The sequence below is a fragment of the Pontibacillus marinus BH030004 = DSM 16465 genome, assembly GCF_000425225.1.
Lineage (GTDB): Bacteria > Bacillota > Bacilli > Bacillales > BH030062 > Pontibacillus > Pontibacillus marinus.
Genome location: NZ_AULJ01000001.1, coordinates 19421 through 33233 on the forward strand (window position 1 = coordinate 19421; position 13813 = coordinate 33233).

Annotated in this window: 10 protein-coding genes and 1 pseudogene; 3 read left to right on the top strand and 8 right to left on the bottom strand. The window is 43.2% G+C overall.

The features are described from left to right. Positions 1-20 precede the first annotated feature (20 nt). On the bottom strand, positions 21-1892 hold the full coding sequence (locus H514_RS0100125) for a PTS fructose transporter subunit IIABC (RefSeq protein WP_027445122.1): 1872 nt from the start codon (positions 1890-1892) through the stop codon (positions 21-23). Between the two features lie 101 nt (positions 1893-1993). Continuing rightward, on the bottom strand, positions 1994-2746 hold the full coding sequence (locus tag H514_RS0100130; RefSeq protein WP_027445123.1) for a DeoR/GlpR family DNA-binding transcription regulator: 753 nt from the start codon (positions 2744-2746) through the stop codon (positions 1994-1996). 963 nt (positions 2747-3709) lie between these two features. On the opposite strand from H514_RS0100130, the gene H514_RS0100145 reads away from it, so the two are divergent. After that, positions 3710-4351, top strand: a complete 642-nt coding sequence (locus H514_RS0100145; RefSeq protein ID WP_027445125.1) for a redoxin domain-containing protein — start codon at positions 3710-3712, stop codon at positions 4349-4351. 445 nt (positions 4352-4796) lie between these two features. Here the strand turns inward: H514_RS0100145 and H514_RS0100150 are convergent, their stop codons facing one another. Further along, on the bottom strand, positions 4797-5417 hold the full coding sequence (locus H514_RS0100150) for a TetR/AcrR family transcriptional regulator (RefSeq protein ID WP_027445126.1): 621 nt from the start codon (positions 5415-5417) through the stop codon (positions 4797-4799). Positions 5418-5617: 200 nt separating this feature from the next. Between H514_RS0100150 and H514_RS0100155 the strand changes: the two genes are divergently transcribed. Next, on the top strand, positions 5618-7840 hold the full coding sequence (locus H514_RS0100155) for an MMPL family transporter (protein ID WP_027445127.1): 2223 nt from the start codon (positions 5618-5620) through the stop codon (positions 7838-7840). Between the two features lie 350 nt (positions 7841-8190). Here H514_RS0100155 and H514_RS0100165 read toward each other — a convergent pair. Then, a pseudogene (locus tag H514_RS0100165) lies at positions 8191-9374 on the bottom strand (IS3 family transposase). 77 nt (positions 9375-9451) lie between these two features. Then, the gene (locus H514_RS25040) at positions 9452-9736 is read right to left on the bottom strand and encodes a hypothetical protein (RefSeq protein ID WP_211226777.1); all 285 of its coding nucleotides are present in this window, start codon (positions 9734-9736) and stop codon (positions 9452-9454) included. Between the two features lie 100 nt (positions 9737-9836). Here H514_RS25040 and H514_RS0100180 point away from each other — a divergent pair, with 100 nt between their 5' ends. After that, the gene (locus H514_RS0100180; protein ID WP_027445131.1) at positions 9837-11351 is read left to right on the top strand and encodes a glycine betaine uptake BCCT transporter; all 1515 of its coding nucleotides are present in this window, start codon (positions 9837-9839) and stop codon (positions 11349-11351) included. A gap of 143 nt (positions 11352-11494) precedes the next feature. On the opposite strand, the gene H514_RS0100185 is transcribed toward H514_RS0100180, so the two are convergent. The 3 genes from H514_RS0100185 to H514_RS0100195 all read right to left on the bottom strand — a co-directional run bounded on the left by H514_RS0100185 (position 11495) and on the right by H514_RS0100195 (position 13799). Next, on the bottom strand, positions 11495-11923 hold the full coding sequence (locus H514_RS0100185; protein ID WP_027445132.1) for a DUF6376 family protein: 429 nt from the start codon (positions 11921-11923) through the stop codon (positions 11495-11497). Positions 11924-12066: 143 nt separating this feature from the next. After that, positions 12067-12666 carry a response regulator transcription factor gene (locus tag H514_RS0100190; protein WP_027445133.1) on the bottom strand — a complete coding sequence of 200 codons (600 nt, stop codon included), beginning with the start codon at positions 12664-12666 and terminating at the stop codon, positions 12067-12069. Continuing rightward, positions 12663-13799: a sensor histidine kinase gene (locus tag H514_RS0100195; protein ID WP_027445134.1), complete on the bottom strand. Its 1137-nt coding sequence runs from the start codon at positions 13797-13799 to the stop codon at positions 12663-12665. Before H514_RS0100195 ends, H514_RS0100190 begins: the two co-directional genes overlap by 4 nt. Positions 13800-13813: the final 14 nt, after the last annotated feature.

Genomic DNA, 13813 nt, shown 5'->3' on the forward strand with positions numbered 1-13813 from the left:
CCGATGCTCACTTTTAGTATTTATTGAATTTTCTTCTTCAATGATCCAACCATAATCGCAGTTACAAATGCGCCCGCTAAAATGGCTAAAAGGTAGAAGAGAGGTGCTAGTGGCACGCTTCCGTTTACCAGGCCAGCGACGAAGACACCGCCGTGTGGTGCTCGGAGTGTGATGCCGAATAACATTGTTAGGGCACCTGCTAGAGCTGATCCTGTAATAATAGAAGGGATGACACGTGCAGGGTCAGCTGCTGCGAATGGAATGGCGCCTTCTGTAATGAAGGAAGCTCCCATTACGTAAGCTGTTTTACCTGCTTCTTGTTCTTGTTTCGTGAACTTGCTTTTGAACATTGTTGTTGCTATCGCTAGGCCAAGTGGAGGTGTCATACCGCCAGCCATAATCGCTGCGATCGGTGCATAGTTTTCTGCATCAATCATCGCAAGGCCGAATGTGTAAGCCGCTTTGTTGATTGGGCCACCCATATCAACTGCCATCATACCACCAAGGACCAGACCAACAAGAATAAGGTTTGTCTCGCCTAAGCCTTCAAGCCAGTTGGTTAAACCATCCATCACATAACTTAATGGAGAGTTAATCAGAATCATAATCAAACCAGTAGAAAAGATACCAAGTAACGGATAAATCAGGACTGGCTTCAATCCTTCTAATGATTGTGGTAAATCAGCGAACATCTTCTTAATACCTTCAACTAAATAACCAGCTAAGAAACCAGCAATTAAACCACCAAGGAAACCAGAACCCCCGTTAGAGGCAAGCATACCACCGACTAAACCAGGTGCAAGACCAGGACGTCCGGCTATACTTTGTGCAATGAAGCCAGCTAGAACAGGAATCATTAGCGCAAATGCCGTGCCGCCACCAATTCTACTTAACCACTCAGCAAAAATATTATGCGTTTCATGGTCAGGGTTCGCGGCGTTAATACCGAAAATAAAGGAAATCGCAATTAGGATACCGCCCCCAACAACAAGTGGAAGCATGTTGGAAACACCGTTCATTAAGTGTTTATAGAAACCAGTACGTTGCTCACCGCCATCACCGTCTTCACTACTGCTTTGACCGCGGCCTTGATAAATCGGCGCATCCTTTTTCACAGCACGTTCAATAAGTGATGTTGGTTCATGAATGCCTTTTCCAACAGTGGTTTGGATTACAGGCTTTCCTTGGAAGCGATCCATTTCTACATCAATGTCAGAAGCCACAATAATCGCATCAGCTTTTTCAATTTCTTCTTTTGTAGGACTGTTTTTAACTCCGCCAGATCCATTCGTTTCAACTTTAATGCCAACACCTTTTTCTTTTGCAGCTTCCTTCAATTTATCTGCTGCCATGTACGTGTGGGCAATACCTGTCGGGCAACCAGTTACGCCGATAATGAATTGATCACTATCTTCTGGTGTATCATCTTCTTGTTCCTCATGCTCTTTACGGTTGATGGCTTCAATCACATCGTCTTCCGTACGAGCTTGTTCTAGTTCTTTTCTAAAACCTTCGTCCATCAGTAGGGTAGAGAGTTTAGATAACGTGTCTAAGTGCGTTTGATTCGCTCCCTCTGAAGCGGCAATCATGAAAAAGAGATTAGCTGGCTCACCATCTAGAGAGTTGTAATCAACACCAGATGGCGTGCGACCAAATGCGATCGCTGGCTCTTTTACGGCTGATGTTTTGGCGTGAGGAATGGCAATCCCTTCACCAATCCCGGTTGAACTCTGCTCTTCACGTTCTTCAATAGCTTTCTTGAATTCGCTTGCATCGTTTAAACGACCTGCTTGATCGAGCTTGTTCACAAGCCCATCAATCACGTCACTTTTGGAGCGAGCATTCAAATCAAGTGCAATGGTGTCCTTTTTCAATAAATCAGTAATCTTCACTTGCAAAACCTCCCCTTATTGCAAATTTTATCTATGGATCTTCATAAACACATTTTTGAATGAATGAAAAAGAAAAATAGCAAATGCTTTCAAAGTAGTGCTTATGATGAAACAACTTGAATCATGGTTTTCTCCCGATAAGGCTCTGATGCTGTAAAACCACTTTGGTCTGTAATGATGTGCGCCTCATGGATGTCAGCAATCTTCGTGAATGTAATTTCATTAAACTTCGAACCATCCGCCAAAATATAAGCATTCTCTGCTTGGTGGAGTGCAGTTCGTTTTAACCCAGCCTCTTCAGGATCAGGCGTTGTGTATCCTGCAGAAAGGTCAACACCGTTCGTTCCGAGAAAGGCAAGGTCAAAATAATACCCTTCAAGACTCAGCTGAGCAGCATTCCCGATAAGAGCACCCGTTTTATGTTTGATGTACCCACCGGTGACATAAGCTGTCATGCCTTGTTCACTTAATGCGTTGAGATGACTAAGTCCATTCGTAACAACCGTAATGGATTTGTCTTTTAAAAAAGGAATCATCTCAAGCGTAGTGGTTCCGGCATCCAGGAAGATGCAATCTCCTTCACGAACAAGATTCGCTGCGTGCTTGGCAATTTGTTGTTTCTCTTGAAGGTTTTTGGTGGATTTCTCAACAATACTCGGCTCCTCACTCGTTTGATGAAGTATCGAAGCACCACCATGAACACGTCTTAAGAGATGTTGATCCTCAAGCTGGCTCAAATCCCTGCGGATCGTGGATTCAGATGAGGAAGTTGCCTCCACAAGCTCTTGAATCTTAACGGTATGTTTTTCATTTAGGATATTTAAAATAATTTGATGACGTTCTGGAGTTAACATGCGACAAACCTCCTAGATCAACCTTACCTAAATTCTAACGTAAGCGTTTTCAGAAATCAATCATAAAATTTCATAAACAATCAAATTTAATCAGAAATCATTTTGTTTATCTGTCAAAAACGGTCAGATGGAGGAGAAGGAGTGCTGGCAAATCAGGGGGCGCTCGCATTTGGAGTGGGGCCGCTCGGAAATGAGGGGCGGGCGCTCGTATTTGGAATGGGGCCGCTCGCAAATGAGGGGCGGGCGCTCGTATTTGTAGTGAGGCCGCTCGGAAATGAGGGTGGGCGCTCATATTTGGATGAAACCCGCTCGCAAATCAGATTAGGTGCTCATATTTGCACCGAACCCGATCAAAAATCACGATAAGTGCTCATACCAGGATCTTCCCGCTCGCAAGAATAGCTGGAATTTAAAAAAAGCAAAATAACTTACATAAACCTAACGAGATCGGGACAATATAGTTAGTGAGGTAGGAAACACTGATCAACTGAGATGAGGTGTCTAAGTTGAACACGGATGCTTTGCTTTAGAAAATGAGTTTTCAATCAATTGAAAATGAGGTGTCTACAGCAGGCTATTCAATGAACGACCCCAGAGTACACTAAAATACTCATGCCAAATGAGGTGTTTGTGATCGACATTTAACGTTTTTCACAAGTTAGCGACTCGAAAGTTGGAAAGACCTACCTCGGACCGAGAGCAAGGTGTATGTAATCCATGCACCTTGCTTTTTTGTGTGCCTGCCCCCTACCGCTTTAAAGCAGTGGGGGTCAGGCACCACATTTGAATTTAATTCCCATCGAGAAGTAAACTGAAGGAGAAAGGTGGGATACTTTGTTATTACAAAAACTTGATAATGTTGAACTTCTTGATTTAGATGGTAATACAGTGTCCACTGATGATTTTCGTGGGAAAAACACGTTAATTTTCATGTGGGCGTCTTGGTGACGATGCCGCCAGCAGTTGCCTGGATGGCAGCAAGTATATGAGAAGTATAAAGATGAAGGATTTGAAATTTTATCTGTGTCCGTAGATATCCAAGGGGCAGAGGTCGTGAAGCCGTATGTAAAAGATACGACATTTAAGACGGTCATCGATTCAGAGAACAAATTCGCAAATATGTTTGGGTTTAAAATTGTTCCGAATGGGATCTTCATTGATCAGGACGGAACGATTCGCTTACTTAAGCAAGGATTTAAAGTGGATGATGATGACCACGTCGAAGCGGTTCGCAAGCTCATATTTGGAGAGGTAGAAAAGGTAGAATTCGAGGATACCTACTATGATCCAGCCGATTCATCTACGAACATGGAGAAGCAACTTGCTCAAACCAAGTTCAAATTGGGCATGGAATACTACAACAATGGGAAGAAGGATGAGGCACTGAAAGAACTCGATGAAGCCTTACTCCTTGATACAGAAAACTTCCTAATTCGAAAACAAAGATGGTACATTCGTTACCCAGAAAAGTTTTCACCTACAATTGATATTGAATGGCAACAAAAGCAATTAAAACAGGAAAAAGAAGCGGAAGCACAGCAAAAAGGAGACATGATTTGTGGCCCAGAAGGCTGTGTGATCCCAGGAACTTCGAATGATGAATAAGGTCTAGGTGCCTGACCCCCATCGCTTTAAAGCGGTGGGGATCAGGCACTTTTTAAGGCACTTTTTAATGCAGTGGGGAGGAGCCTATTGAGCGGTTTGACCTGGATTATGATCGGGTTTTTGTTTTTGTGATTGCTTTTAGGCATTTGTGAGCGATCTGGGCAATATATGAGCGGGTAGTATGAATTATGAGCGCATATAGGATTATTTGATCGCCCCAGCCAAAAATATGATCGAAGTAGATGGCCAGGACCGCCTGAAAGTTGCTCGCAATCGCCTGCATTCAGCTCTGCACCGCCTGAACATGAAGTCAACCCGCCTGAATCCGCAGCCAGAGCGCCTGAAAAGCTCAAGCTACCGCCTGAATCCCATCCCGGATCGGCCCGAACCCTATCACGATCCACATCTCACAAAAAAACCTGCACCCTCACCGGGCACAGGCTCATTACTCAACAAGTCCATTCCAAAACAAATCAATAATATGTTTGGCAGCTTCTTCAGTCGTGTCAAATATCGTATTTCCGTTGGCATCGTGATAGTGGCCAGCTTTTAATAAGGAAATGAAGCTATGTGCCACGAACTTCGTATGAACCTCTCGGATTTCGCCTTTTTCGATAGACTCATTAAAGGCTTCTTCCAGAGCTTCGTACATATTTTCTTCAGCTTGCTGCACCTTTTTCATTTGCTCCGTTGAAAGAGCATTTTTCATCTCGCGAGTGAAGCCATCCATATCCATGTCGCCTACTGCTGAAAGGTGAGCCATGGTTACGTCATAGATACGCTCCTTAAGAGGCTTTTCAGCATGAAGCAACTTGTCCATTTGCTCGCGAATGCGTAGCATCATTTGAACCATGGTTTCGGTAAAGAGGTCACCTTTACTTCCAAAATAGTAGTAAACCGTCGCTTTTGTGACATTGCAATGATCAGCAACATCATCAACCGAAACTTCCTGGTATCCTTTTTCTAAAAATAGCTGAGCAGCTGATTGGAGTATAATTTGATTTGTAGGTTGTTTCTTTTCATTTTGCCGTGGTCGCCCAGGTGAGCGATTGCTTTTCGCTTTCAATATGGGTCTCTCCTTGTGTGTTGTTCCATGTCTAGCTCCAGCGCCCAGCAACGAATAGACTTCCTTCGTTTCTAAACGAGCGCTTCCACTTTTCTTCTTAGTGTACCACATCAACACATCGAGGTTATAGTAATCGTTGAAAATTAACTAACCAGTATATATAATTAAATAACAGATATAAGGGGGAGGGAAATTCGTATATGAATGTTTTAAATAAATTAGGAGAAATTGTGGCTGGGGCTAAGACGAGATGGATCACGATTGTGATTTGGATCCTTTTGGTTGGCGTGGTTTCGACGATTTGGCCGCAAGTAAATGATGAAGAAACAAATTCAAAAAATTTGCTGCCCGATGAGGCGATGTCAAATGAAGCAGCTAAACTAGCAGAAGAAGAGTTTCCAAATGAATCTGGTGTTCCATTGTTGCTTGTGTGGTACCAAGAGGAAGGCTTGAAAGAAGCGGATATCAAAAAGATTCAATCCGTTTTTCAAGAGCTAGAAAGTAACCCTGTTGAGCATCAATCGAAGGTGCCCAGCTTTGCTAAAATTCCTATACCAGCATTAATGGAATCTGCCTCAGCAGATGGAAAGGCGCTCACTACACCAGTATTTTTTAAAGAAGAGGCATCCACAGAGGAACTACAAAAATCATTAGATAACTTGAAAGAAATGATAACGGAAAAAGTGGGAGAAAATCCGTTTGAAACGGATCTTTCTGAAGATAGCTTACACGTAAGAATGACTGGGCCAGTCGGAATTCAGACAGATGCTACGGAGTTATTTAGCCAGGCAGACCTGACATTACTGTTAGCGACTGTATTACTTGTGTTAGTTTTATTAATCGTTTTATATCGTTCACCAATTTTAGCGGTTGTGCCATTGATCGGTGTTGGTTTTGCATATGGATTGATTTCACCGATGCTAGGATTTATGGCGAGTAACGGATGGATTGTGGTCGATTCGCAAGCCATCTCTATTATGACTGTACTTTTATTTGGTGCTGGAACAGACTACTGTTTATTCCTTGTCTCAAGATATCGTGATGAATTGCAGCTTGAGCCGAATAAGTATAAAGCTCTTCATTTAGCCATTGCAAACTCAGGTGGAGCTATTTTGATGTCAGCAGCTACGACAGCACTCGGGTTATTAACTTTATCTTTAGCACAGTACGCATCATACGATCGATTTGCTGTACCATTCAGTCTGGCAATCGTGATGATGGCGTTAGCTGTTGTAACCATTTTACCTGCTCTGTTAGCTGTACTTGGAAGAACAGCTTTCTTTCCATTTATCCCGAGAACAGACAAAATGGTTGAAGAGCTTGAGAAAAAGAAAGGGAAGCGCGTTCGCAAAGGGAATACGAGAAGTCGATTCAGTAAAGCTGCTGGTCGATTGGTTACAGAAAAACCCGTTCCCATCATTGTCGTTACACTGATTATTCTAGGTGGATTGGCCGCTCTTGTACCGCGAATCGATTATTCCTATGGTGTGCTAGGTTCCTTCCCAGAGGATATGCCTTCACGTGAAGGGTTCACCATTATTAGTGAACATTATCCTCCAGGTGAAATTGCGCCTACGAACGTCATTATCGATTCTGAAGGAGCAGAGGTCGATGTGAAAGCGCAATTGTCGGACTTAGATTTTGTTGAAAATGTGAGTAAACCGAGAGAAGGCGAAGATAACAAAGATATGCTTCAATATGTGGTGACGCTATCCTTGAACCCTTATGAGGAAGAGGCCATTGCAAAGGTTCCTACATTGAAGGAAACTGCAGAAGAAGCATTGGCTGATGCAGGAGTAGAAAATGCGAGCGATCAGGTCTGGATTGGTGGAGAAACAGCAAAACTCTATGATACCGAAAACATTACCAGTCGAGATCAGCAGCTTATCATCCCAGTAGTACTGCTTATTATTGCAACGTTACTTCTCATTTATTTGCGCTCTATAGTAGCAATGGCGTACCTTCTGATTACGGTAGTGCTATCATTCTTCTCCGCGCTAGGACTTGGATGGCTCATTATCCACTATGGTTTAGGAGCCGAAGCCATGCAGGGACTTATCCCGCTTTATGCATTCGTGTTTTTAGTAGCGCTTGGCGGAGATTACAACATCTTTATGATCTCAAGCATCTGGAAAAACCGAAAGCATATGCCTTTAAAACAGGCGATCGCAGAAGGTGTAGGAGAAACAAGCAGCGTAATCACATCAGCTGGATTAATTTTAGCTGGAACATTCCTCGTATTAGCCGTGATGCCGATTCAGGTACTCGTCCAGTTCGGTATCGTTACAGCGATTGGTGTCCTACTTGATACCTTCGTCGTGCGTCCATTGCTCGTACCAGCGATTACGACTGTCCTTGGAAAATACGCATTCTGGCCAGGTGAACTGTGGAAAAAGCAAGATGGTGAAAAAGATCATAGTTAGTGGATATGCCTGCTCTCCTTATGGGGGGCAGGTTTTGTTTTGGGGCTGCTCGCATTTGGGCCCGAGGCGCTCGCAAACGCCGTCCACCCGCTCGCATTTCAGTCCGAGGCGCTCGCAAACGCCATCCACCCGCTCGCATTTCGGCCAGAGGCGCTCGAAAACGCCCACCGCCAGCTCGCATATCAGCCCGAGGCGCTCGCAAACGCTCCACCCTGGTCTTCTGTCAAGAAAGTGGACACGTCTCTCAGAGGTATCACCTTGTGAATAACGATTAAAATAATGTTTTTTGACAGATCAAATATGACCCTAATTTAGATTAAACTAACGTTAGGGATATATCAGGGACATAATTAAGCTGAATGAGATGTAACTTTGTCTTCTTTCCTTTTTTCATAATCCCTTTCAAACTGGTTGGGAGAGTAATAATCAATCGTAGAGTGTTTTCTTTTGGCGTTATAAAAGGTCATAATGTACTTCCATACTTCCCACTTAGCTTCCTCACGGGTTTTAAAGTGGGTTCTGTAGATGAGTTCCTTCTTGATCGTTGCGTGAAAGGATTCGATGCAGGCGTTGTCGAAACAGTCCCCTTTTCGGCTCATACTAATCTTTATGTCATGTTCACTCAAACGTTCAATATACTCATTTGAGGTGTATTGGCTGCCACGATCTGAATGGTGAATCAATTCATCTGACGGTTCTCTCATCAATGTAGCTCGATCTAGCGCTTGTAATGCCAGGTCTTTCGTTAAAGATTGATCAATACTCCAGCCCACAATTTTACGCGAAAATAAATCCATGACTGTCGCTAAATAAAGCCATCCCTCTGACGTCCAAATATACGTGATGTCCGAGACCCACACACGATCGGGAGCTTCTGAGTGGAAGTTGCGCTGTAGTAAATTTGGATAAATGGGGTTACTATGATTCGAGTCTGTTGTCTGGATATATTTTTTCTTAGGGGTGGCACAAAGGTTCATTTCTTTCATGTATCGGCCCACTGTCTTTTCTGAGATACAAACTCCTAGATCACGAAGTTCATAAGTAATTCTAGGACTGCCATATACACTCCGATTTTCATGGAAGATCCTGCGAATCATTTTCATGATTTCTTTCTTTTTTTCCTCACGCTCACCAGGCTCATTCAATATCCACTTATAGTACCCGCTCGTTGAGACCTTAAGAACTTCGCACATCTTCACGATTCTGTATTCATCACGGTGTTCAAAGATAAAATTAAACCTTACTTCTTTTGGTTCATGAAGATGTGCGCCGCCTTTTTTACGATTTCGTTCTCCTCTTCTAACTCTTGGATTCGATCCAGAAGTTCCTTCTCACGCTTTCTGTATTCACTGGGCGTAACATAATTGAGTTCTTCAGCTTTAGCTTCCTTTTCCTTTCGGTATTCTCGTGTCCACCGATTCATCGTCTTATAAGGAACATCCATTTCTCTAGCTACTTCAGTGGCTGGTTTCCCCTCATCAACTACTAGCCTAGCAACATACTGCTTAAACTCATTATCATAAGTTCTCCCCATTTAAATACACGCTCCATTCCTTTATTAGTATTATCATAAGAATTCTCTCTGAAGCGTGTCCACTATTTAGTCTAACTTTAACCCGCTCGCATATCAGCCCGAGGCGCTCGCAAACGCCATCCACCCGCTCGCATTTCGGCCAGAGCCGCTCGCAAACGCCATCCACCCGCTCGCATTTCGGCCAGAGCCGCTCGCAAACGCCATCCACCCGCTCGCATTTCGGCCAGAGCCGCTCGCAAACGCCATCCACCCGCTCGCATTTCAACCAGAGGCGCTCGCAAACGCCGTCCGCGCGCTCGCATTTCAACCAGAGCCGCTCGCAAACGCCGTCCACCCGCTCGCATCCCTGCCAGAGAATCCACCCATTCCAATCCCAACGCATAAAACCACCCATTCTAAAAGATAATAACATCATAATGAACACTCAGGTAAACCATGCCTGTAGAAAGGAGTCTTTACGTCATGCTTAATAAATTCTCTACTGTATTTAAAATATCAGCGGGGATTATGTTGGTGCTGGTTATTTTCGGGGTTGTGTGGCCGAAGGGTCTGGAAAATCTCACAACGAACGTGCAAGAGTTTATAGCGAGTAAGCTAGGCTGGTACTACCTAATCATCGTTACATTCTTTGTCCTAGTTGCTTTAGTATTCTTAATCACTCCACTTGGGAAAATCAAACTCGGGAAGCAAGGGGAGAAACCTGAATTCTCGAGACCGACCTGGATTGCGATGCTGTTTAGTGCAGGGATGGGGATCGGGCTTGTGTTCTGGGGTACGGCTGAACCGATTAGTCACTATGCTGTTAGTTCGCCGACATTGGAAACAGGGACAGATCAAGCGATAAAAGATGCACTGCGTTTCACGTATTTCCACTGGGGGATTCACGCTTGGGGCATTTATGGAATCGTCGCCCTTGTTTTAGCGTATTTCAACTATAGACATGATAAGCCGGGTCTTATCAGTGCAACATTGGAACCGGTGCTGGGTGATGCAGCTAGAGGGAAGTCAGGAAAAATGATTGATATATTCTCTGTTATTGCGACAGTTATCGGGGTTGCAACCACGCTTGGTTTTGGCGCAGTTCAAATCAATGGTGGCTTAGCTTATCTGTTTGGTATACCAAGTAACTTTTTTATGCAATTGATCATCATCGTGATTGTGACGGTTCTTTTCATGATCTCTGCCTGGACGGGGTTAGGGAAAGGGATCAAAATTTTGAGTAACGCCAACATGGGATTAGCGGGTGTTTTGTTCCTTCTCATTTTTATTTTAGGACCAACGCTACTCATTTTAAATTTATTTACAAACTCCTTAGGCTCCTATATACAAAACTTGCCGCAAATGAGTTTTCGCATTGCACCGTTGAATGAAGAAACGCGTGGGTGGATTAAATCGTGGACGATATTCTACTGGGCTTGGTGGATTGCATGGTCTCCGTTTGTGGGTATCTTTATTGCTCGTGTATCAAAAGGGCGATCCATACGCGAATTTGTCTTTACGGTTTTAATCGTTCCATCGATTGTAGGCTTCCTATGGTTTGCAACATTTGGAGGAACAGCGATTCATCTTGAGCACACAGGTGTTGCAGAGATTTCGAAGCTTGCAACAGAAGAGTCATTATTTGGAGTGTTCTCGGAATTCCCACTAGGGATGGTGGCATCGATTGTAGCCATTTTGCTCATTAGTACTTTCTTTATCACATCCGCCGATTCAGGAACCTTCGTATTAGGTTTAATGACAACAGGCGGAACAGGAGACCCAAGTCAAACGATCAAATTGACATGGGGCGTACTTCTTTCAGCTACAGCATTAGCTCTTCTCTACACGGGAGGACTCCAGGCTTTGCAAAATACCATGATCATAGCAGCCTTACCGTTCTCGATCATCATGTTCTTAATGTGTATAAGTTTCGTGAAATCCGTTTATAAAGAAGGAAAAGAACTGGGGATCGGCAAAATTAAAGAGAAGAAAAAATAACAAAAAGGCATTGCCAGCAGGCGATGCCTTTTTACGCGCTCTATTTCCTATTCGACAAAAGTCGGGAGGTGCCTGTCACCACCCGATTTACAGGCACCTCCCGAAACTACAAAAACCGGGTGGTGACAGGCACCTCCCGAAACCTACTGATTTAAGTTCTCAAGCTGATTAATAATTTCAGAGGTGTTTCGAATGGTTTGAATAAGCTTAGAGTCCTGCACCTTCTCAAGAGCGAGTTGGCCATCCTCGAATACAGCATCGATCTCTGCTATGATCTGTTCGTTTTTACTTACTATATTTTTGTGTAAGTCTTCAGCAATGGAAGGGGCGTCTATATTATTAAATGCGTTGATATCATCTTTAAGGGATTTTAATTCATTTGCTAATTTCTCTTTCGCTTCTGGATCTTTGGAAGCTTCTTTATATCGTTCTTGTGCACCTTCAGCATATTCTTTTAACTGATTAATATGTTCCTTTGCATCATTTCCATAATCTATAGAGTCATTCATTTCTCCTAAAGAACAGCCTGTTAAAACAAGAGCTAAAACAACACCAGCAAGAAACTTCTTCATGAACCTTCCTCCCTTTTTAACTATAGTACGGGTGTGATTCCCGAAAAGTTTCATAATTAAAAGGGGTCCGTTCAGAAAAATAAGAAAAAAAATAAAAAGTCTGTGCCTTGAGGCAACAGACTTTACTGAAATAATGAATCCTATTACTTAAACCAACCCTTCTCCTTAAACCGCGTAATCGCTTCGATCCGATTGCTGACTTCCAGCTTCTCCAATATAACCGATATATAGTTCCGAACCGTACCAGGAGTGATGTAAAGCTCATTCGAGATGTCTTTCGTATTTTTGCCGTCTGCTACGAGTTGCATGACTTCTCTTTCACGTTCGGTTAAAGGGTTCTGGGGGCTAAACGCCAAGTCGACTAACTCAGGTGAAAAAATGCGCTGGCCGTCCATGATTTTTCGAATAGAAGTGGCTAATTCCTCGCTAGGGCTATCCTTTAATAAATACCCAGCTACTCCGGCTTTTTGGGCACGTTCAAAATAGCCAGCCCTTGCAAATGTGGTGAGGATAATTACCTTAGAAGGCTCATCTTTTAACTCTTCAGCAGCATCTAAGCCGGTTTTAAGAGGCATTTCAATATCCATAATGCAGACATCAGGCTGAAGTTCTTTGACTAATTTAGTCGCTTCCTCTCCGTTTGTTGCTTGCCCCACAACTTCCATATCCTCTTCCAAATCAAGCAAGGAACCAAGCGCTCCAAGCAGCATGCGTTGATCTTCAGCTATGACAATACGAATCATATCGATTCCTCCTGTTTCGTGTGTTGAATGACATTCGGTACACGAAGGTTCAATGTTGTTCCATTCGTCGAGAGTAGCTCCATGCTTCCGTTAACAAAATCCAGACGTTCGCGCATACCCTGTAAACCGTGGGATTGATAGGTGTCAATTTGATCAGAAATTCCTTTTCCATTATCCTCAACGCGAACGTTTACTTCTGTCTGAGACTGTTCAATGGTAACCCCACACCATGTAGCCTGACTGTGCTTCACAACGTTTGTGGCAGATTCCTTCAGACACATACTCAATACGTTCTCAACCAATAAGGGCGTATTTTTAAGGGTAGTGCTTCCTTCGAACTGGAATTCCATATCCGCAGCTTCAATAATTTGTTGAACACGAATGATTTCATCCTCAAGTCTAACTCCCCTCATATTGGAGACCATTTCTCGTACTTCGTTTAAGGCTGTACTTGCCGTTTGGCGAATGTCCTTAATTTCATTGGCTGCTGCATCCGGTTTAGCATGAACTAACTTACCAGCTAGGTCACTCTTCAACCCAATCAGAGACAGTTTATGGCCAAGTACATCATGAAGGTCGCGGGCAATCCGTTCACGTTCTTCCAAAACCATCAGTTGCGAAATACGCTCATTAGCACTCTCTAATTTCCCTTCCAACCTTTGTTCCTTTTGACGGTATCGAATCGTAAAAGGTAATAGGACGACCCCAATGACACTAATAATGATAAAAGGTAATTGAGGGAATAAGGATTCATTTTTCGTGAAAAGCACGATGGTGATCGCGATGATCGTGGTGGACAAGTGAACAATGTATAACGAAAGAAATCCACCTTTATGTTGAATCGTGCCAATGAAAAAGGCTAAAAAGAGAGCGAAATAAATATAGCCGAATAAAAGTGTCATAATGAGACTTATAGCGATCTCTAAGCTTATCCAAACATAAATGAATCGACTGTTTGAAATAAACGAAAGCCGAAAGAATAGAAAAAATAAAAGCGTCATGATGATCCCAAAAATGATTTCTTTAGCCGATGATAATCGGAAAATAAACAAGAATGGGAGCAAACAAAAGATAATCCATATATAAGAGCTAACTCCAGTATTTTTAGGGAAGATATTGTTCCATTTTTGCATAAAAAGCCGCCTTC

What these genes read in the sequence shown, in the direction of transcription:
- H514_RS0100180 (WP_027445131.1), top strand. Translation starts at nt 9,837, where the DNA reads ATGCTTAATAAATTCTCTACTGTATTTAAAATATCAGCGGGGATTATG.
- H514_RS0100185 (WP_027445132.1), bottom strand. Translation starts at nt 11,923, where the DNA reads ATGAAGAAGTTTCTTGCTGGTGTTGTTTTAGCTCTTGTTTTAACAGGC.
- H514_RS0100190 (WP_027445133.1), bottom strand. Translation starts at nt 12,666, where the DNA reads ATGATTCGTATTGTCATAGCTGAAGATCAACGCATGCTGCTTGGAGCG.
- H514_RS0100195 (WP_027445134.1), bottom strand. Translation starts at nt 13,799, where the DNA reads ATGCAAAAATGGAACAATATCTTCCCTAAAAATACTGGAGTTAGCTCT.
- H514_RS0100130 (WP_027445123.1), bottom strand. Translation starts at nt 2,746, where the DNA reads ATGTTAACTCCAGAACGTCATCAAATTATTTTAAATATCCTAAATGAA.
- H514_RS0100155 (WP_027445127.1), top strand. Translation starts at nt 5,618, where the DNA reads ATGAATGTTTTAAATAAATTAGGAGAAATTGTGGCTGGGGCTAAGACG.